Source organism: Streptomyces viridosporus T7A (assembly GCF_008704515.1).
Taxonomy (GTDB): Bacteria; Actinomycetota; Actinomycetes; order Streptomycetales; family Streptomycetaceae; genus Streptomyces; species Streptomyces viridosporus.
Genome location: NZ_CP023700.1, coordinates 4,190,820 through 4,215,263 on the forward strand (window position 1 = coordinate 4,190,820; position 24,444 = coordinate 4,215,263).

Sequence of the window (24,444 nt, forward strand, 5' to 3'; positions counted from 1 at the left end):
CGCCGGCCGGTGATCGGCGGCGCGGGGACAAGGGTAACGGGTCCGGTGCCCGTGGGTGGGGTCAGCTGTCGCCGACGCGGGAGCCCAGGGTGAGTTCCGTGGTGTGCTCCTTGCCGCCGCGTTCGTAGGTGATCGTGACCTTGTCGCCCGGCTTGTGGGTCCAGATCTCGCCGATCAGGGTCGGACCGGAGTCGATCACCCGGTCGTCGAGCTTGGTGATGACGTCACCGGGCTTCAGACCGGCCTTGGCGGCCGGGCCGCCGGGTTCGACCGCGTCGGAGCCGCCGGCGCCCTGCTCGGTGATCTTCGCGCCGCCCGACGTCTCCTCCAGGGAGACCGACGCGCCGATCTTGGCGTACACCGGCTTGCCCGTCCTGATCAGCTCCTGGGCGACGAACTTGGCCTGGTTGATCGGGATGGCGAAGCCCAGGCCGATCGAACCGGCCTGCCCCGTGCCGAAGCCGCCGTTGCCGGTGGACTGGATCGCGGAGTTGATGCCGATGACGTTGCCCTGCGCGTCCAGCAGCGGCCCGCCGGAGTTGCCCGGGTTGATGGACGCGTCGGTCTGCAGGGCGCTCATGTACGACGCCTGGCTGCCGGTGCCGTCGCTGGAGGCCACCGGGCGGTTCTTCGCGCTGATGATGCCCGTCGTCACCGTGTTGGACAGGCCGAAGGGCGCGCCGATCGCGATCGTCGAGTCGCCGACCGCCACCTCGTCGGAGTTGCCCAGGGGGAGCGGCTTCAGGTCCCCGGGAGCGTTCTTGAGCTTGATGACCGCGACGTCGTAGCCCTGGGCGTGGCCGACCACCTCGGCGCCGTACTTCTTGCCGTTCGGGAAGGTCGCCGAGAGCCTGCCGCCCTCGACGGCGTCCGCCACCACGTGGTTGTTGGTGACGATGTGGCCCTGGGTGTCGAAGACGAAGCCCGTGCCGGTGCCGCCCTCGCCGCTGCTGCTCTCGGCCTCGATGGTGACCGTGCTGGGCAGCGCCTTGGCGGCCACGGCGGCGACCGTGCCCGGCTCGCGCTTGATGTCCCCGCCGCTGGTCGACGCCGAGACGGTGGTCGATCCGCGGGAGTCGTTCTCCTTGGCCAGGGTGTAGCCGAGGCCGCCGCCCGCGCCGCCCGCGATCAGCGCGGCCACCAGGACCCCGGCGATCAGACGGCCGCGTCCGCCGCCGTTCTTCGGCGCCGGCTGCTGGTAGGAGGAGCCCCAGCCGCCGGCCCCGTGCCCGGCGCCGCCGGCCCCGTAGGCCGGGGGCGCCGGGGGCGGGGGCCAGGAGGCGCCGGGAGGCGGCGGGGGTCCCGCGGGCCCCTCGGGGACGGGCGTGCCCTGCGCGCCGTGACCGGGGCCGGGCTCGGGGGAGCCGTGGCCGGCCGGGGGGCCGTTCTGCGGCGCCGGGGAGCCGGGGGCACCCGGCGGGACCGGGGGCAGGGGGGCCGTCGAGGGAGCCCCGTCCGGAGCGGGACGCTCCTGGTGTGCCGAAGCAGCGGGAGCATCCATCGGCACGGGAGGTGCGGACGGGGCCGGGGGTACCGCAGTGCCCTCGTTCTCGGTGCTCACAGCTTCTCTCCTCGATCCACGGCTGTTGTTCTCGGTCCCGCGCGGTCCCGCGCGGTCACGTTCGCGCATGCCCGCTCTCACGCTCGTCGTGAGTCCGGCGCGACGCAGCTGTGCATGTCTCTTTCTATGACGTCAGCTTTTCCTACGAGCCGTCAGGGCACCGTAAGCCGTTCCTGTGGGTCCGGAGTCATTCTTTATATAGGGCATTACCAACAAAAGGAGCGCCACCTCAATGCCTCCGACCGGATCTCCGCACCGGCCGCGACCCTCCGGCCGCACGTCTACCCGCGCGCGATGGCACCATGACGCGGTGACCCACGCACGACAGCATCCGACCCAAGTCGTCGCACACCGCGGGGCCTCCGAGGACGCCCCCGAGCACACCCTGGCCGCGTACCGCAAGGCGATCGAGGACGGTGCGGACGCACTCGAGTGCGATGTGCGCCTGACCGCCGACGGCCACCTGGTCTGCGTGCACGACCGTCGTGTCAACCGTACGTCCAACGGCCGCGGTGCGGTCTCGGCGCTGGAGCTCTCCGACCTGGCCGCCCTGGACTTCGGCTCCTGGAAGAACCGCACCCCCTTCGGCGGGCGCACCGAGGAGCCCGACTGGGAGCACCGCCCGGAGGACCGGGAGGCCACCTCCGTCCTCACCCTGGAGCGGCTGCTGGAGCTGGTGAGCGACTCCGGGCGCCGGGTGGAGCTGGCGATCGAGACCAAGCACCCCACGCGGTGGGCGGGGCAGGTGGAGGAGCGGCTGCTGCTCCTGCTCAAGCGGTTCGGGCTGGACGCCCCGGCCGCGGCCGAGGAGTCCCCGGTGCGCGTCATGAGCTTCTCCGCGCGCTCGCTGCACCGCGTGCGCGCCGCGTCGCCGACGCTGCCGACGGTCTACCTCACCCAGTTCGTCTCGCCCCGGCTGCGCGACGGGCGGCTGCCCTCGGGCGTGCGGATCGCGGGGCCCTCCCTCCGGATCGTGCGCAGCCATCCCGCGTACATCGAGCGCCTGAAGGCGTCCGGCCACCAGGTGCACGTGTGGACCGTGAACGACCCCCGGGACGTGGACCTCTGCGTCGACCTCGGGGTGGACGCCATCATCACCAACCGTCCCCGCGCGGTGCTCGAGCAGCTCGGCCGCTGACCCGTGCGCCGCCCCGGCCGGCCCCCGTCGCCGCACCGCGGTGCCCCGCCGTCCCTCCACGCGGTCGCCGCCGGAGCTTGACCCGGCGCCCCGTCCCGTCCCATCCTCGCTTCTCGGCCATACCGTCGAAATCCAGCCACTTCCTCACAGGGAGTGCTCCGGCGCGTTCGGTGCGTATTCGATCGTTGCGAGTGCGTCACCGCACGGAGATCGGCCGGTTTCCGGTTCAGGTCGATGGGGCATCCACACCGTGGCGTGGGGCGAAGGAGGTTTCGGGGGTGGCGTTGGTGGTGGCACAGGAGGTGCCCACGTCGTCGTGCATGGTCGTGCCCCATGGCCCTGCGGGCGTGGGGAAGGCGAGGCGCCTGATGCGCACGCAGCTGCGTGACGGGGGCGTGGCGGACACGATCGTCGACGATGCCGTACTGATCCTTTCCGAACTGCTGAGCAACGCGTGCAAACACGGCCGGCCCCTCGGTGACGCCCTGGCCGGGGACGGCGACGTCCGCGCCGCCTGGCAGGTGGATCCCTGCGGGCGGCTCGTCGTCGAGGTCACGGACGGCGGCGGCCCGACCCGGCCGGCGCCCGCCACCCCGTCGGTCACCGCGCACGGCGGCCGGGGGCTGAGCATCGTCACCGCGCTGTCCGACGACTGGGGCGTACGCGACGAGGTGCCCGGCGAGGTCACCGTGTGGGTCGTCGTCCACCGCGACGTGCACGACCCGGACGCCGGTCACCGGCGCGACGACTTCGCCGCGCGGGTGACGGCCCCCGCGGTGTCCCGGATCCCCGGACTGGACTTCGCGGACGTCTTCGACGACCTCGACTGAGGCCGCGCGGGACCGGCGTGCCGGAGGCGAACCGGGCTCCTCGGACGGCACGGCGCGCCACCGGAACCCGTCGGCCGCCGCGTGAACGGCTAGGCTCGGCGCCTGTACGAGACGAGCCGTAACCGGGAGACACCCACGATGGCCAAGAAGCGACCCCAGACGAAGGCCAAGCGCCCGCAGCTCACGGACGGAGAGGTCCCGGTCGTCGGCGCCCGCGAGCCCTGCCCGTGCGGCAGCGGCCGCCGCTACAAGGCCTGCCACGGCCGCGCCGCCGCGCACGCCGTGACCGAACTGGTGCACCGCCCGTTCGAGGGCCTGCCGGGCGAGTGCGACTGGGTGGCGCTGCGCGAGCTGGTGCCGGCCGCCACCGTCGAGCTGACGCTCGAGGGCGGCCTGCCCGAGGGCGTCCCGTCGGTCACCCTGGCCACGGTGCTGCCGATGGCCTGGCCCGCCCTGCGCCGCGACGACGGCTCGGTCCTGCTCGGCCTGCAGAACGACACCTCCTCCGGTGACATCAGCCGCGACCTGGCCGACACCCTGCGGCGCGCGCTCACCGCCGACCCCGGCACCCCGGTGCAGGGCCGCCGCGCCCCCGCCGACGGCCCCCGGCTGCAGGACCTGCTGGACCCCGAGGGCGCCTTCGAGCCGGTGGTGCACAGCGGGTTCGAGTTCTGGGTCCCGGACCCGGAGAACGCCGCGCCGGACGTCGCCGCCTCCCTGGAGCGGGCCAACGCCGCGGCCATCCCGACCGTCAAGCTCTCGGGCGTGGACTCCGCGTACTGGTGCCAGACCCCGGAGAAGAACCACCTGCGGTGGGTCATGCCGCACCCCGAGGAGCAGCTTCTGGACGCTCTCGCGCGGCTGCACGCGGCCGGGCGGTCCTCGCTCGGCGAGGGCACGCGGCTCGTGGGCTCCTTCCGCGCCCACGGGCTCACCGTGCCGGTCTGGGACCTGCCCAGCGGGGTCACCGCCGAGGACGTGGAGAAGCCGGCGGCCGAGTTCGCCGAGCGGCTCACCGCCGCGCTGGCCACGGACGCGCCGCTGACCGCCGACGAGCGCCGTGCGCGCGGCGGACTGACCAACCGCCAGGTCACGCTCAACTGAGGCGCTCCCGAGCGACCGGGTTCCGCTGATCGACCGGTCAGCAGAACCGCCCCGTCCGCACCTCCTGCCTCAGAGGCAACTCCCGGTGCGGGCAAGCCAGTCGGTGACCGGAAAAGCCGGGATCGAATTTGCGAACCGCCGATCTCTTGTTACCGTTCGAGTAGCCCGGTTGCTGGTGCATCCCCCGTCGCCAGCAACCGGGTCTTTCCGTGCCGGTCCCCGTTCACGGACCGCAATCGTGTGCCGACTGCCCGTCCCCACCGGTGTGTTGCTCCCGGAGCGCGACGGGGAGGCAGCGGTCCTCCGGGGGCGGGGCGCGGATCCCCACGGCCGTGGCGGCCGAAGCGGGCCCGCCGGGCCCCGGGCCCCGTCGTCGCCTTCCCGTCGTTCGCCCGGAGAGCCGTCCCCGCGGCGACCTGGGCCCCCTGCCCGAACGAAGCCGGGAGCCCGTGAAGCGTGCGGCCGCGAGGCGCCGGAGCGCCCGCGCGGCAAAGTCACGCGGGCGCTCCGGCGACGCGGCGGGCGTGCGGGCCGAGCGCCGCGGGACGGGCGGGAGTTCGGCGGCAGCGCCTAGAGCTCGGGTGCGCTCACGCCCGTACGGGTGAGGGCCTCGACCACGGCGTCCACCACGGCCTCGACGTCGGGCACCCAGGGCGAGGCCGAGCCGGGCAGCGGAGCACGCTCCCAGCGGATGTCGCCCTGCGCGGTCACGGACGGGGGCAGGGCGAGGTAGCCGCCCTCGCCGTGGAAGCGGAGGGAGCCGGGGACGAAGTCCTTGGCGTACAGCAGTTCGCCCAACTGCTCCAGGGAGTACGGCTTCACCAGGATCGACCAGCGGGTCGGCGAGGCGACGACCGGTCCGAGCCGCACGCCGCGGCGGTCGAGCGCGTCGAGGGCGCGGGCGGCCGGCAGGGCCGGCAGCGAGACCGCGCAGGGGGCCTTGCCGCCGGTGGCCAGGATGATGGGGGCCGCCGGCCGGTTGCCCCACCACCAGCGCACCATGCGCGCGTCGGTGGTGGCGGCGAGGAGGCCGGGATCGAAGGGATGGGCGCCCGGCACCGTGCACTCGGGGTCGGGGCAGCCGCAGCGGGACCTGCCGCCCTGCGCATCCGTCGCCACGCCCGGGAGTACGGGCCACTGCCATTCCGTGGTGAAGGTCAGGGCCGCGCCGATCAACTCCGGCCCTCCGTCACCGCGCCGGGACAGGAGCCTGCGTCGCCTTCCGAGGATCTCGCGCATGAGCGCTCGTTCCTTTCCGTTGCACGCCTGGCAACACCGTGGTCCACATCACAACATGCGTCGATCGCTTCACTGTGCGTACCTGTTGGCGCATCACGCCCCCGCGCCGGGCAGGGGGAATCCCATGGGCCGAGCATGGGCTGCCTCCGCGGCCGTTCCACCCCTACCGCGTCCGTCGGAAGCGTGGGCATGGCGTGGGGGTGGCGAAGTCTGGCGTTTACCGTCGCGCGTGGTTCTCTCCGCCTCCGCCACGGGAGGATGGGGCACGGCCTTCGATGGTTGAGACGCCCGGTTCCGTCACCAGGTTCCCGGGCGGCTCCCCGCCACCCCTGGCCTTCACCGAGTACGTACCCATCACGACCGTCGTGACGCTCCGTCGAGCAAGCCCAGTCGACCGCAATACACCTCCCCCTGAGGCAGTTTCAAGCCAACTTCGCCTTTCGGCAAGGGGTCTGCGGGGAGTTCCTCCCCACCCCGCGGACACCAGGAATCCCCGCAGGACAATGCTGGACATCTCCTTACGAGTACGTGTACATCTGGAGACACTGCCGGTGACGCAGAACACATGGGGGTTTGCGATGCTTTTGAGCAGTACGCACCGGTCGGAAAGCCGGTCACCATGAACGCCTCGCACCCTCCGAAAGTGGCCGGAATCGATTCAACGGTCCCGGCGCCCGCCCACACTGTCGCGTCCGCCGCCGCGGCCGCCTCCGCCGTGCCGGGGCCTCCCCGGCACGCACCGGGCGCGCTGCTCCAGGACCGTCTCGCCGGATGGGTCTCCGACCTCACGACCCTCCACGAGCTCACCGAACGCCTGGTCCGCGTGCACGCACTTGACGAGGCACTCCGGGAACTGCTGCGCGCGGGCTCCGCCCTGGTGGGCGCGCGGCGCGGTCTCGTCGCCCTGGAACCCGCCGACGGCCTCGGCCCGGACACCACCGTCGGCCTCGGCCTGGCCCGCGCCGACCTCGGCCACATGGAGACGGTGCCGCGCGGCTCCCTGGCGCACGGCCGGATCCTGGACGGGCAGCCCGGCGCCGACGACGGCATCGCCGAGCCCGACCTGTTCGCCGAGCAGGGGATCGACCCCCGGCACCGCGAGGTCGCCGCGCGCCTCGGCTACGCCGCCAGCTACGCCCTCCCGCTCACCACCGACGCCGCCGGCCGCCTGGGCGCCGCGGTGTGGCTCTACGACGAGCCCGCCGAGCCGTCGGAGCGGCAGCGCCACCTCGTCGGCCTGTACGCCCGGCACGCCGCCGAGCACCTCGCCCGGCTCCTCGAACTCGAGCGCACCCGCGCGTGCCTGGCCACCGTGTCCGAGGAGCTGCTGCCCTCGCGCCTCCCCCGCGTCGCCGGCGTCCAGCTCGCCGCCCGGCACGCCACCTCCCCGCGCGGGGGCGGCGACTGGTACGACGCGCTGCCCCTGCCGGACGCCGCGCTCGGCCTCGCCGTGGGGTCCGTCACCGGGTCGGGGCCCAGCGCGGTCGCCGCGATGGGGCGGCTGCGGGCGTCCCTGCGCGCGTACGCCGTGATGGAGGGCGAGGACCCGGTCGCCGTCCTGTCCGACCTGGAACTGCTGCTGCGGCTCACCGAACCGGCCCGGTCGGCCACCGCGCTGTTCGGCTACTGCGAACCCGCGCTGCGCAGGATCACGCTGGCCGGGGCCGGGCACAGCCCGCCGCTGCTGCTCGGCGAGCGGCGCACGGAGTTCGTGGAGACCTCCGTCTCCGCCCCCCTGGGCATGCTGGCCTGCTGGGAGGCGCCGAGCGTGGAGGTCCGCCCCGAGCCGGGGGAGACGGTGCTGCTCTACACCGACGGGCTGCTGCACCGCACCGGCGACCCCACCGACCGCGCCTTCGCCCGGCTGCACGCGGCGGCGGCCGGGGTGCCGAGGCCCCTGCGCCACGACCCCGGCGCGATCGCCGACCACGTCCTGCGCACGGTGCTGCCCCGGGGGGCGGACACGGCGGACTCCGCGGAGGACGTGGTGCTGCTGGCCGCGCGGTTCGAGTAGGCGCGCGGGCCGCGGCCCGGTCATCCTCCGTGCGCCCTCGGTAACAGGCCCTCGCGCTCTTCGGCCGTTTCCGTACGACCGTACGATGGTGGGGGTCCCCCTGCTCGAGCGAAGCCGAGAGCTCGGGGAGGTCCCGTGCCGTAGCGAGGAGGATGACCGTGGCGGAGGAACTGCCGGAGACCCCGGAGACCGCTGAGGAAGAGCCGATCAAGCAGCGCAAGAACGGGCTGTACCCGGGTGTGTCCGACGAACTGGCCGCGAACATGAGGAGCGGCTGGGCCGACACCGAGCTGCACGAGCTGGAACCGATCCCCCAGGCCGCCGAGACCGCCGCCCGCCGCGCCGCGCTGTCCGCCCGCTTCCCGGGCGAGCGCCTGGTCGTTCCCGCCGGCAACCTGAAGACCCGCTCGAACGACACCGAGTACTCCTTCCGCGCGTCGGTCGAGTACGCCTACCTCACCGGCAACCAGACCGAGGACGGCGTCCTCGTCCTGGAGCCCACCGCCGACGGGCACCGGGAGACGCTCTACCTCCTGCCGCGCTCCAACCGCGAGAACGGCGAGTTCTGGCTGGACGGCCAGGGCGAGCTGTGGGTCGGCCGCCGCCACTCCCTCACCGAGGCCGAGAAGCTGTACGGCATCCCCGCCTCCGACGTGCGCGAGCTGGCCGGCAGGCTGCGCGAGGCCACCGGCCCGGTGCGGGTCGTGCGCGGTCACGACGCCGGCGTCGAGGCGGCGCTGACCGACAAGGTCACCGCCGAGCGCGACGAGGAGCTGCGCGTCTTCCTCTCCGAGATGCGGCTGGTCAAGGACGACTTCGAGATCGGCGAGCTGCAGAAGGCCGTCGACTCCACCGTGCGCGGCTTCGAGGACGTCGTGAAGGTCCTCGACAAGGCCGAGGCGACGAGCGAGCGCTACATCGAGGGAACGTTCTTCCTGCGCGCCCGCGTGGAGGGCAACGACGTCGGCTACGGCTCCATCTGCGCCGCCGGCCCGCACGCCACCACCCTGCACTGGGTGCGCAACGACGGACCGGTCCGCTCCGGCGACCTGCTGCTGCTCGACGCGGGCGTGGAGACGCACACGTACTACACGGCCGACGTCACGCGCACGCTGCCGATCAGCGGCCGGTACAGCGAGCTGCAGAAGAAGATCTACGACGCCGTGTACGACGCCCAGGAGGCCGGCATCGCGGCGGTGAAGCCGGGCGCCAAGTACCGCGACTTCCACGACGCCGCCCAGCGCGTGCTGGCCGAGCGGCTCGTCGAGTGGGGTCTGGTCGAGGGCCCGGTGGAGCGGGTGCTGGAGCTGGGCCTGCAGCGCCGCTGGACGCTGCACGGCACCGGTCACATGCTCGGCATGGACGTCCACGACTGCGCCGCCGCGCGCACCGAGACGTACGTCGCGGGCACGCTGGAGCCCGGCATGGTGCTCACGGTCGAGCCGGGTCTGTACTTCCAGGCCGACGACCTGACCGTGCCCGAGGAGTACCGGGGCATCGGCGTCCGCATCGAGGACGACATCCTGGTCACCGAGGACGGCAACCGGAACCTGAGCGCCGCGCTGCCCCGGCGGTCGGACGACGTCGAGGCGTGGATGGCCTCCCTGAAGGGCTGACGCGACCCGGGACAAAGGGCCGGGCACCCGCGGGTGCCCGGCCCTTTGTCCGTGCGCGGCCGGCCGTGCCGCGGACGGGGCGGGCGGGGTGGCCGGGGGTCGGGGCCGGGGGCCGGGGGCCGGGGGTCGCTACACCGCCACCAGTGGGGCGTCCTCGCGCCACTTCAGGATCTTGTCGAAGCTCACCACCGCGCCGCCCCGGCCCGGCTTGTTGCCGATGTGGACGTGGTCGGCCAGCTCCTGGATGAGACACAGGCCCCGGCCGTGCTCCGCGTCGGGCGGCACGGGGCGGGCCGGCGGGCGGGAGGGGCCCGCGGTGCCGGCGGGGAAGCCGGGGCCCGCGTCGGCGACCTCGATGCGGCACTTCTCGCCGTCGAGGTAGGCGGTCACCCGGTACGCCTCCGAACTGCCGCCCCGCGTGGTGTCCCCGCCGTGCTCGACGGCGTTCGCGCACGCCTCGCTGAGGGCGACGGAGAGGTCGTAGGAGATGTCGGGGTCGACGCCCGCGGTCTCCATGGTGCCGAGCAGCAGGCGCCGGGCGAGCGGCACGCTCGCGGCATCGCGCCGCAGATGGAGTGACCACCAGATGCTCATGCTCCAGCCTCCCGGCCGCGGCTCGACATACCGTTACGTATTGCCCTGAGTACTCACTTGTAAGCGTGAAGTTGACGTGAAGCCGCCCATACGGCGGGTGTGTCGCGAAACCGATCGGTGTATGTGGGACGGGCCGTGGCAGAGGTGACCTTCCGGTCGTTCCTCATCTTGCGGACCTGCCGTACGGCGGCCGGCGGGCCAGTGCGATGATGAGCCCGTCATGTCTGCCCCCCACGCGCGCGCGACGCGCTCCGGACGAGGGCTCCGGATCCTGCGGGCCGCGGTGTTCGCCGCGGTCTGCGTCGTGCTGGCCGGGGCGGGCCACAGTTTCGCCTCCTGCGCCGCCGTTCCGCTGTGGACGCTGGCCGTCGGGTTCCTCGTGACGCTCGTGATCGCCGCGCCGCTCGCCGGACGCGCGCGTTCCGTGCCGGCGATCACGGCACTGCTGGCGGTCGGTCAGACGGCGCTGCACATCCTGTTCGGCTTCGGGCAGCACGGCACCGCGCTCCCCGCGGGCTCGCCGCCGCTCCTCTCCGACGCCGCGCTGGTCGAGCGGGCCGCGCTGCTGGTGTGCGGGCCCAGCGCGGCGGCGATCAGCCCCGCGCAGGCCCACCGCATCCTCGCCGACGCGGGGATCCACCCGGGCACGGCGCGCACCCCGGCGGCGGACGCCCTGTCCACCGCCGCGGGTTCCCCGGTGTCCCTGCTGCCGTCGCTGCCGATGCTGCTCGGCCACGTCCTCGCGGCCATGGCCGCGGGCTGGCTGCTGCGCCGCGGCGACCTGGCCCTGCTGCGGCTCACCGAGCTGTCGGCGCACGGCGTCGCCGAGGGGGCCCTCGTCCGGTCCCTGCGCGCCGCGCTCGCCCTGGTGCGGGCCCTGCGCGCCGGGCTCCCCGGAACGCCGGAGGCGGGCCCCCGCACACCGCGCGCCGCGCTGCCCGAGCCGCCCGCGCCCCGCACCACCGCGCTCCAGCACTCGGTGATCCGCCGCGGCCCGCCGGCCGCCGCCACCGCACTCGCCCTCGCCGCCTGACGCGCCGCGACCACCACTTCGCCGCCCCGGTTCCCGGGTCCGGGAGAGGGACGCCGGCGTGCGGCACACGCGGGTGCGTCCGGTTCCGCCGCGCCCGAGCCCTCCCCGGAGGACCGGGAGGGGCCGGGAAGGGCCAGGAGGTCCTCCCGCCGCGGGCGCGTGTCCCTCACCGTCAGCGAAACCCAACCGAAGCGGAGTGCTTCTGCCATGAAGGCTTCCCGTACCGCCGCCGCCGTCGCCGTCGCCGGTGCCGCCGTCCTCGCCGTGTCCACCCCCTCCTTCGCGCACGTCAGCGTGCAGCCCGAGGGGGAGGCCGCCCAGGGCGGTTACGCGGTCGTCAACTTCAAGGTCCCCAACGAGCGGGACGACGCCTCGACCACCAAGCTGGAGATCACCTTCCCCGCGGAGCACCCGCTGGCCTCCGTGATGCCGCAGCCGATCGAGGGCTGGGACATCAAGGTCACCACGTCCAAGCTGGACAAGCCGCTCGAGGTGCACGGCAGGAAGATCAACGAGGCCGTCACCAAGGTGACCTGGACCGCCGACGGCGACGGCGTCGAGCCCGGCTTCTTCCAGAAGTTCCCGGTGTCCGTCGGCACGCTGCCCGAGAACACGGACGAACTCGTCTTCAAGGCGCTGCAGACGTACTCCAACAAGGAGGTCGTCCGCTGGATCGAGGTGCCGCAGAAGGGCCAGGAGGAGCCCGACCACCCGGCCCCCGTGCTCACGCTCTCGGCCGCCTCCGGGGACGGCCACCACGGCGCCTCGGACGACGACAAGGCCGAGGACAGTGCCGGATCCACCGAGAATGCCTCCGCCGAGACCGCCACGGCGTCCGACTCCGACGACTCCGGCGGCACGGACACCCTCGCACGCGTCCTGGGCGTCGTCGGCATCGTCATCGGTGCCGCGGGCGTCGCCTACGGCGTTCTGGCCGGGCGTCGGCGCACCTCCGCCTGACCCCGTCCTCCTTTCAGCGGCGCGCACCGGGCCGGTCACGGCCCGTGGCCTCCCGGTGCGCGCCGGAGCACCTCACCTCAGGACACCTTTCATGCGCAAGAAGACCTTCGCGGCGGCCGCCCTGCTCGCCGCCGCCTCCCTGACCCTCTCCGCCTGCGGCAGCGGCGACGGCGACGGCGGCAAGCCCGTCGCCGTGGTCTCCGAGGAGGCCGGTGCCGACAAGGCGGCCACCGTGCTCGACAAGCCGTTCGAGAAGCCGGACCTCGTCCTCACCGACACGCACGGCAAGAAGTACGACTTCCGCAAGGAGACCGCGGGCAAGCCCACGCTGATCTACTTCGGTTACACGCACTGCCCCGACGTCTGCCCGCTGACGATGAACAACATCGCGGTGGCCAAGAAGCAGCTGCCCCAGGACCAGCAGGACGAGCTGCGGGTGGTGTTCGTCACCACCGACCCCGAGCGGGACACCGCCGCCGCGCTCGGCACGTGGCTCAAGGGCATCGACCCCCAGGTCGTCGGCCTGACCGGTGACTTCGCCACCATCCAGGCGGGCGCCCGCACCCTCGGCATCACGATCGACCCGCCGCGCAAGGACGACCAGGGCAAGGTCGTCTCCGACCACGGCACCCAGGTCATCGCCTTCTCGCCGAAGACCGACGGCGGTTACGTCCTCTACGGTGAGGACGCCACCGTCGACGACTACACCGAGGACCTCCCCGAGCTCATCAAGGGTGAGCGGCCGTGAGGCACCGCGCGGCCACGGCCCTGGCCGTCGCCGGGGCACTGGCCCTGGCCGGGTGCGGCGGCTCGGGCTCCGGCGAGGACGCCCCGGACCTGTCCGTCGGCTCGGCCTACATGCCCCAGCCGGTGTCGGACCTGGCGGCGGGCTTCCTCACCATCACCAACGAGGGCGGCGCGGCGGACCGGCTGACCTCCGTCAGCAGCGACATCGCCGACCGGGTCACCGTGCACGAGACCGTCGACGGCTCCATGCGGGAGGTCGACGGGCTCGACATCCCGGCCCGCGGGAGCCTCGTGCTGGAGAGCGGCGGCAACCACCTGATGTTCGAGCAGCTGAAGCGGAGGCCCCGGGAGGGCCAGAAGGTCTCCGTCGAGCTGCGCTTCGACCGGTCCGACCCCGTCACCGTCGAGGTCCCGGTGGAGGCCGCCACCTACACGCCGAAGACCGGACGCACCACCGGACAGGGGACCGGACACGAGACCGGCCACGAAACCGGCCACGAGACCGGACACTGAGGGAGACACCCCCGTGACCCAGACCATCGCCCCCCGCCTGCGGACCCTGGTACTGCTGTTCCTGGCCGTCGCCGGCGCGCTCCTCGCCGGAGCCGCTCCCGCTTCCGCGCACGCCGCGCTGACCGGGAGCGATCCGCAGCAGGGGTCGGTGGTCGACCGGGCCCCCACCCAGGTCTCGCTCACCTTCTCCGAGCCGATCGCGGTGAGCGACGACGCCGTGCGGGTGCTCGACCCCAAGGGCCAACGGGTCGACAAGGGCGCCCCGGTCAACCCGAACGGCACCACGTACTCCGTGCAGCTGGTGGGCGGGCTGCCCGACGGCACGTACACCGTGGCCTACCAGGTGGTGTCGGCGGACAGCCACCCCGTCGCCGGTGCCTTCACCTTCTCCATCGGCGCCCCCTCCGAGACCTCCGTCCCGGCCTCCGCCCAGGCCTCCGGCGACGGGCTGGTCGGCGGACTGTACGGCTTCGGCCGGTACGCGTCGTACGCCGGGTTCGTCGTCCTGGTGGGCGGGGCCGCCTTCGTCCTCGCCTGCTGGCAGCGCGGCTCCGGGGTGCGGGCGGTGCAGCGGCTGATCGTCTCCGGGTGGCTCGCGCTCACCGCGGCCACGCTCGCACTGCTGCTCCTGCGCGGTTCGTACACCCGCTCCGGAAAGGTCGGCGACGTCTTCGACCTGACGCTGCTCGGGGAGGTGCTCCAGACCAAGACCGGCGCGGCGCTGGTGTCCCGGCTGCTGCTGCTCGCCGCGGCGGCGCTGTTCATCGCGGTGCTGTTCGGGGCGTACGAGAAGCGGGAGGACGAGGAGAAGCGGGACCTGACCTTCGGGCTGGCGATCGGGGGGACGGTCGTGGCGGCCGGGCTGGCCGCGAGCTGGGCCATGTCCGAGCACGCCTCCCAGGGGCTCCAGGCGGGCATCGCCATGCCGGTCGACGTCCTCCACCTGCTGGCCGTCGCCGCCTGGCTCGGCGGGCTCACCACCCTGCTCGTCGCGCTCTACCGGGCGCCCGCCGACACCCCGGTCGACCGGACCGCCGTGCGGCGGTTCTCCCGGCTCGCGTTCGGCAGCGTGGTCGTGCTCGTCGCCACCGGGGTCTACCAGTCCTGGCGGCAGCTCGGCTCCTGGTCGGCGTTCACCGACACCCGTTACGGGCAGCTGCTGCTGGCCAAGATCGGGCTCGTGGTGGTGCTGGTCGCGATCGCCTCCGTCTCACGGCGGTGGACGGCGCGGCTGGCGCAGGCGGCGGCACCGGCGGCGGCCGATCAGGAGCACGAGGGGGAGAAGGAGCCCGCGGACGCCGTGCCCGCGCAGCAGTCCGAGACAGGGCGGGCCGACGCGCAGCGGTCCGACGCGGGACGGGCCGGGGACGGCGGGTCCGGGGCCACCGGAGCCGAGGAGGCCGCCGGGCCCGAGGAGCAGGACGGGCCCGAGGAGCAGGACGGACGCGAGGAGCAGGACGGACGCGAGGAGCAGGACGGACGCGAGGAGCAGGACGGACGCGAGGAGCAGGACGGACGCGAGGAGCAGGACGGGGCGGACTCCGCGCGGGCCGCTCAGCTCGCCCGGCAGCGGGCCGCGATGGAGACCGCCCGGCAGAAGCGGCTGCGGGACGCCGATCCGAACCGCTTCGGCCTGCGCCGCTCCGTACTCGCCGAGGCGGGCGTCGCCGTCGTCCTGCTCGCCGTCACCACCGTGCTGACGCAGACCGAGCCGGGGCGTACGGAGCAGGAGGCCAAGGCGGCCGCCTCCATCTCGTCCCCGTCGTCCGCCGCGCCCGGCCAGGGCACCGGCGCGGTGACCCTGAACATGCCGTTCGACACCGGCGGCGGCAACGGCAAGGGCATCGTCACGATCGACCTCGACCCCGCGGGGGTGGGCGACAACGACCTGCACCTCTATGTGGAGCGCACGGACGGCAAGGCCTTCGACGTCCCCGAGGTGAAGGTCGCCCTCACCCTCTCCGCCCAGGACATCGGACCGCTGCCGGTCGTCCCCGACCGCGTCGCCACCGGACACTGGTCGGCGAGCGGCGTGCAGATCCCGATGGCGGGCGACTGGAAGATCGAGGTGACCGTGCGGACGTCCGACATCGACCAGGTGACCGTCTCCAAGAACGCGAAGATCGGCTGAACCACCATGGCTGACCAGTCCATTCCGCAGGCCCGCACCCCGGAGGCCGCCCAGGAGGGAGCCACCGCACAGAGCACCGGGGCGTCCGGGAAGGGCCTGTCCCGACGACGGTTGCTCGGCACCGCCGGGGCCACCGGGCTCGTGCTCGGCGCGGCGGGCGGAGGGGCCGTGGGATACGCGGCGGCGCCCGCCGGGGCCACTCCGCTGACCTCGGTGGGTGCCGGGCGGGTGACGTTTCACGGGAAACATCAGCCCGGCATCACCGAAAGGCTCCAGGCCCGCGGTCATCTGATCGCCTTCGACCTGGCGCTCGGCGCCGGCCGCAAGGAGGCGGCCGCCCTGCTGCGCCGCTGGTCGGACACGGCCCGTCGGCTGATGGCGGGCGAGCCGAGCCGGCAGGACGACACCGGTGTGGCCCGCGACGCCGGTCCCTCCTCGCTGACCCTCACCTTCGGCTTCGGCCACGGTTTCTTCGCCCGCACCGGCCTGGAGGAACAGCGCCCGGTCGCCCTGGACCCGCTGCCCGACTTCTCCTCCGACCGCCTCGACAAGAGTCGCAGCAACGGCGATCTGTGGGTGCAGATCGGTGCCGACGACGCCCTCGTGGCCTTCCACGCCCTGCGCGCGGTGCAGAAGGACGCGGGATCGGCGGCCCGGGTGCGCTGGCAGATGAACGGCTTCAACCGCTCACCGGGGGCCACCGCCCACCCCATGACGACCCGCAACCTGATGGGCCAGATCGACGGCACCCGCAACCCCAAGCCCTCCGACTCCGACTTCGACCGGCGCATCTTCGTCCCGGAGAACGGCGAGCCCGCCTGGATGGCGAACGGCTCCTACGCCGTCGTCCGCCGTATCCGCATGCTGCTGGACGACTGGGAGAAGCTCGGCGTCGCGGAGCAGGAGAACGTCATCGGGCGCCGCAAGTCCGACGGGGCACCGCTGTCCGGGGGCACCGAGACGTCCGAGATGGACCTGGAGAAGACGGACGCCGAGGGCGGCCTGGTCGTCCCCTTCAACGCCCACGCCCGGATCACCCGCCCCGACCAGAACGGCGGCGCGGCGATGCTCCGGCGCCCGTTCTCGTACCACGACGGCATCGACGCGGACGGGGTGCCGGACGCGGGTCTGCTGTTCATCTGCTGGCAGGCCGATCCGCTGCGCGGCTTCGTGCCGGTGCAGCGCAAGCTGGACCGGGGCGACGCCCTGTCCCCCTTCATCCGTCACGAGGCGAGCGGGCTGTTCGCTGTGCCGGGCGGGGCGGCGGAGGGCGAGTATGTGGGGCAGCGGCTGCTGGAGGGATGAGAACCGCTCCGCGTCATCCCCAGGGGGCGCATGCGGAGATGAGGGCGGCGGGTGCCCATTAGGGTGAAGTCATGCCAGCGAGCTATGCGTATCTCGGACCCGAGGGCACCTTCACCGAAGTCGCCCTGCGTACGCTTCCCGAGGCTGCCGTCCGGGAGCTGATCCCGTACGTGTCCGTGCAGTCCGCGCTCGACGCGGTCCGCGTCGGCGAGGCCGAGGCCGCTTTCGTCCCCATCGAGAACTCCGTCGAGGGCGGCATCACCACCACCCTCGACGAACTGGTCGCCGGCACCCCCCTGATGATCTACCGCGAGGTGCTGCTGTCGATCACCTTCGCCCTGCTCGTGCGCCCGGGCACCAAGCTGTCGGACATCAAGACGGTCACCGCCCACCCGGCCGCCCAGCCCCAGGTCCGCAACTGGCTCGCGACCCACCTCCCGGACGCCCACTGGGAATCGGCCGCCTCGAACGCGGACGGTGCGCGCCTGGTCCAGGAGGGCCGGTACGACGCCGCCTTCGCCGGCGAGTTCGCCGCCGCCCGGTACGGCCTGGAGGCCCTGGAGACGAACATCCACGACGCGGAGAACGCCCAGACCCGGTTCGTGCTGGTCGGCCGGCCCGCCCGGCCCGCCGCACCCACCGGCGCGGACAAGACCTCCGTCGTGCTGTGGCAGCGCGACGACCACCCCGGCACCCTGCGCGACCTGCTGGGCGAGTTCGCCTCGCGGGGCATCAACCTGATGCTGCTCCAGTCCCGGCCCACCGGGGCCGGTATCGGCAACTACTGCTTCTGCATCGACGCCGAGGGGCACATCTCGGACCGCCGGATGGCCGAGGCCCTGATGGGGCTGAAGCGGATCTGTCTGCAGGTGCGCTTCCTCGGCTCGTACCCGCGTGCGGAGGTGCGGCCGGGGGAGGTGCGGCCCCCGTTCCCCGGCACGTCGGACGCGGAGTTCGTGGGCGCGGCGGACTGGGTGGCGCGGTGCCAGGACGGCCGGTTCTGACGGGAGGCCCAGCCCGAGCGCCACCGGTCCTACCTGCTGATTTTCGCCATCCACAGAAGTTATCCACAGGTCAGCTTCTCGACCTCAGGACAAGTCGACAGCCTCGCCCCTTTGGGTCGACAAATCACCTTGCGCGCCATGATCGCACCTGCCGCCCTGTGGATCACTTTTGTCCACCCTTTTCCTCTGATCAATCCTTTGGGGTGAACCCTTTCCCCTCAAAAGTGAGACTCCAGGTGTCCTGTACAGGGAATCCCGGCGTCCAGCCCCCTTTCGGAGGGATCAATTCCGAAGTCCACAGAACTTCCCCACACCCTGTGGATAACTTTTCAGGGGTGTGGACACCTGTGGACAACCGAGCCCCAAGTCGCGCTTCCACCAAGGAATTCGAGTCAACCGGCCACCCGCGACCCGACCCTCACCGGGGAGACGCGCCCTTCTTCATTGACGTGCCGGACATACTCCGCAATTCTCCTCATAACGGAAAGTGGATCACCGCGCTGCACAAGTGGGTCGTGGGCCGTCACACCGCACCGGTAGCCTTGGCCGTGTGATTGACCTTCGCCTGCTCCGTGAGGACCCCGACCGTGTGCGTGCTTCGCAGCGCGCCCGTGGAGAGGACGTCGCGCTCGTCGACGCCCTTCTGTCTGCCGACGAACGGCGCAGGTCGTCCGGCGTCCGCTTCGACGAGCTGCGCGCCGAGCAGAAGGCGCTCGGCAAGCTCGTCCCCAAGGCGACCGGCGACGAGAAGGCCGAGCTGCTGAAGAAGGCGGAACAGCTCAAGGCCGACGTGAAGGCCGCCGACGCCGACCGGGACGCCGCCGCGGCCGAGACCCAGGAACTCCTGCTCAAGCTGGGCAACCTGATCCACCCCGACGTCCCCGTGGGCGGCGAGGAGGACTTCGTCACGCTGGAGACGCACGGCACCGTCCGCGACTTCGCCGCCGAGGGCTTCGAGCCCAAGGACCACCTGGAGCTCGGCCAGCTCCTCGGCGCCATCGACGTGGAGCGCGGCGCCAAGGTCTCCGGCTCCCGCTTCTACTTCCTCACCGGCGTCGGCGCTCTGCTCGAGCTCGCCCTGGTGAACGCGGCGATCGCCCAGGCCACCGCGGCCGGCTTCACCCCGATGCTCACCCCGGCGCTGGTGCGTCCGCAGTCCATGGCGGGCACCGGCTTCCTCGGCCAGGCCGCCCAGGACGTCTACCACCTCGACAAGGACGACCTCTACCTGGTCGGCACGTCCGAGGTGCCGCTGGCGGCGTACCACATGGACGAGATCATCGACGCCGACCGGCTGCCGCTGCGCTACGCGGGCTTCTCGCCCTGCTTCCGCCGCGAGGCCGGCTCGCACGGCAAGGACACCCGCGGCATCTTCCGGGTGCACCAGTTCGACAAGGTCGAGATGTTCTCCTACGTCGCCCCCGAGGAGTCGCAGGCGGAGCACCAGCGGCTGCTGGAGTGGGAGAAGCAGTGGCTGACCTCGCTGGAGCTGCCGTTCCGCGTGATCGACGTCGCCTCGGGCGACCTGGGCTCCTCCGCCGCGCGTAAGTACGACTGCGAGGCGTGGATCCCGACCCAGGGCAAGTACCGCGAGCTGACCTCGACCTCGGACTGCACCGAGTTCCAGTCCCGCCGGCTGCAGATCCGCGTCCGCGACGGCAAGACGGTGCGCCCGCTGGCCACGCTCAACGGCACCCTGTGCGCCGTGCCGCGCACCATCGTGGCGATCCTGGAGAACCACCAGCAGGCCGACGGCTCGGTGCGCGTGCCCGAGGTGCTGCGTCCGTACCTGGGCGGCCGGGAGATCCTGGAGCCGGCCGCCCAGTGAGCAACCCCTCCTCACCCTTCCCGTACCGGCTCGTCGCCACCGATCTCGACGGCACCCTGCTGCGTGACGACCACTCGGTCTCCCGCCGCACCCGGGACGCGCTCGGCGCGGCCACCGCGGCGGGCGCCGCGCACATCGTCGTCACCGGCCGCGCGGTGCCCTGGACCCGCCCCATACTCGACGACCTCGGCTACCGGGGTCTCGCCGTCTGCGGCCAAGGTGCCCAGGTGTACGACGCCGGCGCGCACCGCCTGCTCACCTCGGTGACGCTCGACCGGCAGCTGGCCGGGGTGGCGCTGGCCAAGATCGAGGCGGAGGTCGGCCCGCTGCACCTGGCGGCGAGCCGCGACGGGCTGGACGGCGAGGTGCTGGTCGGCCCCGGCTACGAGGTCGTGGGCGGGCTGCCCGCGACGCCGTTCACGGACGCCTCGGACCTGTGGACGGCGCCGCTGAACAAGCTGTACATCCAGCACCCGGACCTGACCTCCGACGAGCTCGCCGAGGCGGCCACCCGCACCGCGGGCGGTTTCGTCACGGTCACCATGGCGGGCGAGGGCATCGTCGAACTGCTCCCGCTCGGGCTGTCCAAGGCGACGGGGCTGTCGCTGGCGGCGCGCCGGCTGGGCGCGAAGGCGACGGAGACGATCGCCTTCGGCGACATGCCCAACGACGTCCCGATGTTCGCCTGGGCCGCGCACGGCGTGGCCATGGCCAACGCCCACCGGGAACTGAAGGCGGTGGCCGACGAGGTGACGTCCTCGAACGAGGAGGACGGGATCGCGGTGGTGCTGGAGCGCCTGCTGGGCTGAGGCCCGGCGTTCGGCGTTCGGCGTTCGGCGTTCGGCGTTCGGCGTTCGGCGGAGGATGCACGGATCGAACGTGCGCGGGTCTTCCGGACCCGACCACGGCTTGGGCCAAGCCGGTGCCCTACCCCTCGGCCAATCCTCCGGGTGGGCGGCCCACGCGCCGATGTACGCGTGCTCGAAGCGGCCGCCCCGGGCAGTTCCCCGTGCGGGGCGGACTCGACGGAGCAGCAGGGATCACTCCGGAATCCGCCGTGGGCTGCCCTGACGGGAGCCGGACGCACTGCCGTGCACGGACATCGTCCCGCTCCTCTCCCAGCAGACGGCGCCGGGCCTCCCCGGCGGTGCGGACACCACCACCCCGCCCGCCGGGGAAGTCGGGCGCCACCGATCAAACGCGGCGGGCGGCGCCCGCCCGGCCGCCGCCCGCCACCGCTCGAAGACCCCTCACTCCTCGCCGGCGAGCGTCAGCGTGCGCAGCTTCCGACCGGCGTACCAGGTGGCCAGGACGGTGACCGTCGCCAGCAGGACCGTCCCGGTCGTCAGGCTCACGTCCGAGGTGACCAGCTCACCGCCGGAGACCTCCTGGGCCACGGCCAGCGACCACTGCTGGACGCTCAGCGTGCGCGCGCCGGGCACCAGGGAGCCGAACAGGGCCTCCCAGACCAGCGCGTAGACCAGGCCGAGCACCACCGCGTGCCGGGAGACCGTGCCGAGCAGGAGGAAGATCGCCGCGTACGCGATGGAGGCGACCAGCGCGGCCACCGTGTAGGCGACGGCGACCTGCCGGCCGTTGCCGTTCAGGACGAAGCCCGCGATCAGGGTCGGCACCGCCGAGAACACCATGGTCACGGCGATCGCGACGATCAGTTTGGTGGAGATGATCGTCGGCCGCTTGATCGGCTTGGACAGCAGGTACACCACCGAGCCGTCGTCGATCTCGGGACCGATCGCGCCGGTGCCCGCGATGACACCGATGATCGGCACCATGGTGGCGAGCGCCAGCCCGCCCAGCACGTCGGCCGCGGTCTGGTCGTCGGCCCCGGCGAGCCCGCGCACCGCCAGGGAGATCACGACCAGCAGCAGGGGCAGCGCGCCCAGGATGAGGGCCCGGCGACGGCCGAGCAGGGCCCGGTAGGTGAGTCGGGCGACTGTGGGGTCGTACATCTTCGGCCTCCTACGCCGCGACCAGATACGAGAAGACGGACTCGAGGGACTCGTCGGACGGCGAGACCGTGAGCAGGCGGATGCCGTGCTCCTTCGCGACCCTCGGCAGCAGGGCCGTGAAGCGGCCGAAGTCGACGGCCTGGATGCGCAGGACGCCCTCGGTGCGGTCGACCTCGATGCCGGACGTCGACGGGTCGGCGATCAGCGCGGCCGCGAGGGCGCGGTCGTCGCTGGAGCGCACCAGGTAGCGGTGCGGGCGGTCCGTCATCAGCCGGCGGATCTTGCGGAAGTCACCGCTGGCCGCGTGCCGTCCGGCGACGACGACCTCGATGTGCCGGGCGAGCTGCTCGACCTCCTCGAGGATGTGCGACGAGAACAGCACGGTGCGGCCCTCGTCGCCCATGCGCCGCAGCAGGTCCATCAGCTGCATCCGCTGGCGCGGGTCCATGCCGTTGAAGGGCTCGTCCAGCAGGAGCAGGGACGGCTCGTGCACCAGCGCGGAGGCCATCTTCACGCGCTGCCGCATGCCCTTGGAGTACGTGGCGATCTTCCGGTCCTGCGCGTACTCCATCTCGACCGTCGCCAGGGCCCGCTGGGCGGCCTTGGCGCCCAGGCCGTGCAGTTCGGCGTTGGCGAGGACGAACTCGCGGCCGGTGAGGAAGTCGTACATCGCCTCCCGCTCGGGGACGATGCCGATGTGCCGGTAGATGGCCTCGTTGCGCCACACCTGCTGCCCGTCCAGGGTGACGGAGCCGGTGGAGGGGGCGAGGAAGCCGCCCATCATGTTGATGAGGGTGGACTTCCCGGCGCCGTTGGGGCCGAGGAGCCCGGTGACGCCGGGGCCGATGGTCATGGTGACGTCGTTGACGGCGACCACGTTGCCGAACCAGCGGGAGACGTGGTCGATGGAGAGAGTGCTCACGGGCGCAGCCCATTCCTTGGGAGGGTGGTGGCGGGCGACGGGTCGGGCGTGGTCACAGCCCCACCTTCTTGTAGCGCCGCATCAGGAGGCCGTAGCAGGCGGCGATCAGACCGAGGCTGAACAGGACGTAGACCACGCCCTCGGCGTTGCCCGGGCCCACGCCGCCCGGGAAGGTGGAGCTCGCGCCCAGGAAGGCGGACTGCACCCCGTCGATGAGGGTGACCGGGGAGAACAGGCCGATCCACGCGATGGAGCCGCCGCTGCCCTGGACGTCCGCGATCGCCTGGAGTGTGGAGACCGCTCCGTAGGAGATGGTCAGGACGGCGATCACGGCGGCGATGCCGAAGCCGCGGCGCGGGGTGACCGACGCGATGACCAGGCCGATGCCGGCGAAGAGCAGCGAGAGCAGTGCCACGGAGACCAGTCCCTGTGCGAATCCCTTGGTCTGGTCGGCGAAGTCCAGCTCGGCCAGCAGCGCGCCGACGTACAGCACCAGCAGGGGGGAGGCGGTGAGGATGAAGAGGGCCGAGGCCAGCGCGGTGTACTTGGCGCGCACGTAGTCGGAGGTCTCGATGGGCCGCGAGAAGTACAGCGGCACGGTCTTGAAGCGCAGGTCGCGGGAGACGGACTGGGGCGCCTGCGAGGCGACGTACAGGCTGATGACGGCCTGCATGATGATCGCGTAGCGCGTGTAGTCGACCGGCAGGTCGCCCGCCTTGGTGGCGACGGAGACGGCCACCATGATGGCGGCGGGCACGCACATCACCACGAACAGCAGCATCGGCAGCACCTTGGACTTCACCGAGCGGCCGAGGCCGTAGGAGCCGCGCAGGGACTGCGAGTACAGCGACAGGCGGGCGTAGGAGCGGCCGAGGCGGGGGCCGTCGTAGGAGCGGTAGCCGATGTTGTGGATACGGGTGTCACCCGTCGCGGTGGCCGGTGTCTGCGGGGACCGCACGGACTGCTCAGCCGCCATGGCCGACCGCCTCCTTCCGCTGCTCGTCGCTGTTCCTGAAGACCTCGGAGATGTGGTGGCGGCGCTGCTCCATGCGCACCAGGCCGAGGCCGAGCTCGGTGATGACGTCCCGGACCAGGTCGTACGTCTCCTCGCCCCGCGCGGTGAGCAGCAGGACGTGTCCGGCGCCCGGCAGCCCGCTGCCGTCCTCGACGGTCACCCCGCGCGCGTGCAGCGCCTCGCGCACCGCGCGGGTGCCGTCCGGGTGCTCGTCGGTGTCGGTGACCTCGACCGCGAGGGTGGTGGTGGTCTGGGTGAAGTCCGTGGTGGAGCTGGAGCGCAGCAGCTTGCCGCCGTCGACGACGACGACGTGGTCGCAGGTGCGCTCCAGTTCGCCCAGCAGGTGCGAGGTGACCAGGACCGAGATGCCGAAGTCGGTGTGGATCCGGCGGATCAGGCCGAGCATCTCGTCGCGGCCGACCGGGTCGAGGCCGTTGGTCGGCTCGTCCAGGAAGACCAGCTGCGGGTCGTGCACCAGGGCCTGCGCGAGCTTCACGCGCTGCTTCATGCCGGTGGAGTAGCCGCCGATGGGACGGTAGCGCTCCTCGTACAGGCCGACGTGGCGCAGGGTGTCCGCGGTGCGTTCGCGCGCGGCGGTGGGCGGCAGGCCGGACATGCGCGCCATGTGGACGACGAACTCGGTGGCCGAGACGTCCGGCGGCAGGCAGTCGTGCTCCGGCATGTAGCCGACCCGCTCGCGGATGGCGGGGCCCTCGGTGGCGACGTCGAGACCGAGCACTTCGGCGCGGCCCTCGGAGGCGGGGGACAGACCCAGCAGGATTTTGATCAGTGTGGACTTGCCGGCCCCGTTGGCTCCGACGAGACCGGTCACACCGGGCCCGACGTCCACGGAGAGCCGGTCAAGCGCGGTCACCCGGGGGAACCGCTTGCTCAGGCTTTCGGTCGCGATCACAGTCACG

General features: G+C 72.7%; 21 protein-coding genes and 1 tRNA gene. 14 read left to right on the plus strand and 8 right to left on the minus strand.

Annotated elements, in window-relative coordinates; translation table 11 throughout:
• Positions 1-61: 61 nt before the first annotated feature.
• On the minus strand, positions 62-1,561 hold the full coding sequence (locus tag CP969_RS19450) for a S1C family serine protease (RefSeq protein ID WP_004986113.1): 1,500 nt from the start codon (positions 1,559-1,561) through the stop codon (positions 62-64).
• A gap of 310 nt (positions 1,562-1,871) precedes the next feature.
• On the opposite strand from CP969_RS19450, the gene CP969_RS19455 reads away from it, so the two are divergent.
• From CP969_RS19455 to CP969_RS19465, 3 genes are all read left to right on the plus strand, one after another.
• Positions 1,872-2,699 (plus strand): glycerophosphodiester phosphodiesterase, encoded by an 828-nt coding sequence (locus tag CP969_RS19455; protein ID WP_004986106.1) that lies wholly within the window; start codon positions 1,872-1,874, stop codon positions 2,697-2,699.
• A gap of 191 nt (positions 2,700-2,890) precedes the next feature.
• Positions 2,891-3,529, plus strand: a complete 639-nt coding sequence (locus CP969_RS19460) for an ATP-binding protein (RefSeq protein ID WP_004986103.1) — start codon at positions 2,891-2,893, stop codon at positions 3,527-3,529.
• Between the two features lie 138 nt (positions 3,530-3,667).
• Complete coding sequence (locus CP969_RS19465) at positions 3,668-4,633, plus strand: DUF5926 family protein (RefSeq protein ID WP_016825528.1); 966 nt, start codon at positions 3,668-3,670, stop codon at positions 4,631-4,633.
• Positions 4,634-5,203: 570 nt separating this feature from the next.
• Here CP969_RS19465 and CP969_RS19470 read toward each other — a convergent pair.
• Positions 5,204-5,872, minus strand: a complete 669-nt coding sequence (locus CP969_RS19470) for a bifunctional DNA primase/polymerase (protein ID WP_004986098.1) — start codon at positions 5,870-5,872, stop codon at positions 5,204-5,206.
• 619 nt (positions 5,873-6,491) lie between these two features.
• Between CP969_RS19470 and CP969_RS19475 the strand changes: the two genes are divergently transcribed.
• Together CP969_RS19475 and CP969_RS19480 are read left to right on the plus strand one after the other, a co-directional pair.
• Positions 6,492-7,886 (plus strand): PP2C family protein-serine/threonine phosphatase, encoded by a 1,395-nt coding sequence (locus CP969_RS19475; protein ID WP_099156155.1) that lies wholly within the window; start codon positions 6,492-6,494, stop codon positions 7,884-7,886.
• 158 nt (positions 7,887-8,044) lie between these two features.
• A complete protein-coding gene (locus CP969_RS19480) occupies positions 8,045-9,502 on the plus strand; it encodes an aminopeptidase P family protein (RefSeq protein ID WP_086019064.1) in 1,458 nt (485 codons plus the stop codon).
• Positions 9,503-9,631: 129 nt separating this feature from the next.
• Here the strand turns inward: CP969_RS19480 and CP969_RS19485 are convergent, their stop codons facing one another.
• On the minus strand, positions 9,632-10,096 hold the full coding sequence (locus CP969_RS19485) for an ATP-binding protein (RefSeq protein ID WP_004986085.1): 465 nt from the start codon (positions 10,094-10,096) through the stop codon (positions 9,632-9,634).
• Between the two features lie 220 nt (positions 10,097-10,316).
• Here CP969_RS19485 and CP969_RS19490 point away from each other — a divergent pair, with 220 nt between their 5' ends.
• The 9 genes from CP969_RS19490 to CP969_RS19530 all read left to right on the plus strand — a co-directional run bounded on the left by CP969_RS19490 (position 10,317) and on the right by CP969_RS19530 (position 20,426).
• Positions 10,317-11,129 carry a hypothetical protein gene (locus CP969_RS19490; RefSeq protein ID WP_004986084.1) on the plus strand — a complete coding sequence of 271 codons (813 nt, stop codon included), beginning with the start codon at positions 10,317-10,319 and terminating at the stop codon, positions 11,127-11,129.
• Positions 11,130-11,336: 207 nt separating this feature from the next.
• Positions 11,337-12,089 (plus strand): YcnI family copper-binding membrane protein, encoded by a 753-nt coding sequence (locus CP969_RS19495; RefSeq protein WP_016825525.1) that lies wholly within the window; start codon positions 11,337-11,339, stop codon positions 12,087-12,089.
• A gap of 91 nt (positions 12,090-12,180) precedes the next feature.
• Positions 12,181-12,837 carry an SCO family protein gene (locus CP969_RS19500; protein WP_004986079.1) on the plus strand — a complete coding sequence of 219 codons (657 nt, stop codon included), beginning with the start codon at positions 12,181-12,183 and terminating at the stop codon, positions 12,835-12,837.
• Positions 12,834-13,349: a copper chaperone PCu(A)C gene (locus CP969_RS19505; RefSeq protein ID WP_016825524.1), complete on the plus strand. Its 516-nt coding sequence runs from the start codon at positions 12,834-12,836 to the stop codon at positions 13,347-13,349. The genes CP969_RS19500 and CP969_RS19505 overlap by 4 nt, the downstream gene beginning before the upstream one ends.
• Before the next feature lie 13 nt (positions 13,350-13,362).
• Positions 13,363-15,480: a copper resistance protein CopC gene (locus tag CP969_RS19510; RefSeq protein WP_016825523.1), complete on the plus strand. Its 2,118-nt coding sequence runs from the start codon at positions 13,363-13,365 to the stop codon at positions 15,478-15,480.
• A gap of 6 nt (positions 15,481-15,486) precedes the next feature.
• On the plus strand, positions 15,487-16,785 hold the full coding sequence (efeB, locus tag CP969_RS19515; RefSeq protein ID WP_016825522.1) for an iron uptake transporter deferrochelatase/peroxidase subunit: 1,299 nt from the start codon (positions 15,487-15,489) through the stop codon (positions 16,783-16,785).
• Positions 16,786-16,856: 71 nt separating this feature from the next.
• Positions 16,857-17,789, plus strand: coding sequence for a prephenate dehydratase (gene pheA / locus CP969_RS19520; protein WP_004986064.1), 933 nt, complete (start codon positions 16,857-16,859; stop codon positions 17,787-17,789).
• 550 nt (positions 17,790-18,339) lie between these two features.
• Entirely contained in the window at positions 18,340-19,617 is a 1,278-nt protein-coding gene (serS, locus tag CP969_RS19525) for a serine--tRNA ligase (RefSeq protein ID WP_004986063.1), read from the plus strand.
• On the plus strand, positions 19,614-20,426 hold the full coding sequence (locus CP969_RS19530) for an HAD family hydrolase (protein ID WP_016825520.1): 813 nt from the start codon (positions 19,614-19,616) through the stop codon (positions 20,424-20,426). Before serS ends, CP969_RS19530 begins: the two co-directional genes overlap by 4 nt.
• A 49-nt stretch (positions 20,427-20,475) precedes the next feature.
• Here CP969_RS19530 and CP969_RS19540 read toward each other — a convergent pair.
• The 5 genes from CP969_RS19540 to CP969_RS19560 form a co-directional block, all read right to left on the minus strand.
• A tRNA-Ala gene (locus CP969_RS19540) sits at positions 20,476-20,565 on the minus strand.
• Positions 20,566-20,867: 302 nt separating this feature from the next.
• Positions 20,868-21,587 carry an ABC transporter permease subunit gene (locus CP969_RS19545; protein ID WP_016825519.1) on the minus strand — a complete coding sequence of 240 codons (720 nt, stop codon included), beginning with the start codon at positions 21,585-21,587 and terminating at the stop codon, positions 20,868-20,870.
• Positions 21,588-21,597: 10 nt separating this feature from the next.
• Positions 21,598-22,509 carry an ABC transporter ATP-binding protein gene (locus CP969_RS19550; RefSeq protein ID WP_004986059.1) on the minus strand — a complete coding sequence of 304 codons (912 nt, stop codon included), beginning with the start codon at positions 22,507-22,509 and terminating at the stop codon, positions 21,598-21,600.
• 52 nt (positions 22,510-22,561) lie between these two features.
• On the minus strand, positions 22,562-23,485 hold the full coding sequence (locus CP969_RS19555; protein ID WP_016825518.1) for a membrane protein: 924 nt from the start codon (positions 23,483-23,485) through the stop codon (positions 22,562-22,564).
• Positions 23,475-24,437 (minus strand): ABC transporter ATP-binding protein, encoded by a 963-nt coding sequence (locus CP969_RS19560; protein WP_004986054.1) that lies wholly within the window; start codon positions 24,435-24,437, stop codon positions 23,475-23,477. The genes CP969_RS19555 and CP969_RS19560 overlap by 11 nt, the downstream gene beginning before the upstream one ends.
• Between the last annotated feature and the right edge of the window lie 7 nt (positions 24,438-24,444).

What these genes read in the sequence shown, in the direction of transcription:
- CP969_RS19495 (WP_016825525.1), top strand. Translation starts at nt 11,337, where the DNA reads ATGAAGGCTTCCCGTACCGCCGCCGCCGTCGCCGTCGCCGGTGCCGCC.
- efeB (WP_016825522.1), top strand. Translation starts at nt 15,487, where the DNA reads ATGGCTGACCAGTCCATTCCGCAGGCCCGCACCCCGGAGGCCGCCCAG.
- CP969_RS19490 (WP_004986084.1), top strand. Translation starts at nt 10,317, where the DNA reads ATGTCTGCCCCCCACGCGCGCGCGACGCGCTCCGGACGAGGGCTCCGG.
- CP969_RS19500 (WP_004986079.1), top strand. Translation starts at nt 12,181, where the DNA reads ATGCGCAAGAAGACCTTCGCGGCGGCCGCCCTGCTCGCCGCCGCCTCC.
- CP969_RS19465 (WP_016825528.1), top strand. Translation starts at nt 3,668, where the DNA reads ATGGCCAAGAAGCGACCCCAGACGAAGGCCAAGCGCCCGCAGCTCACG.
- CP969_RS19485 (WP_004986085.1), bottom strand. Translation starts at nt 10,096, where the DNA reads ATGAGCATCTGGTGGTCACTCCATCTGCGGCGCGATGCCGCGAGCGTG.
- CP969_RS19475 (WP_099156155.1), top strand. Translation starts at nt 6,492, where the DNA reads ATGAACGCCTCGCACCCTCCGAAAGTGGCCGGAATCGATTCAACGGTC.
- CP969_RS19545 (WP_016825519.1), bottom strand. Translation starts at nt 21,587, where the DNA reads ATGTACGACCCCACAGTCGCCCGACTCACCTACCGGGCCCTGCTCGGC.
- pheA (WP_004986064.1), top strand. Translation starts at nt 16,857, where the DNA reads ATGCCAGCGAGCTATGCGTATCTCGGACCCGAGGGCACCTTCACCGAA.
- CP969_RS19470 (WP_004986098.1), bottom strand. Translation starts at nt 5,872, where the DNA reads ATGCGCGAGATCCTCGGAAGGCGACGCAGGCTCCTGTCCCGGCGCGGT.
- CP969_RS19555 (WP_016825518.1), bottom strand. Translation starts at nt 23,485, where the DNA reads ATGGCGGCTGAGCAGTCCGTGCGGTCCCCGCAGACACCGGCCACCGCG.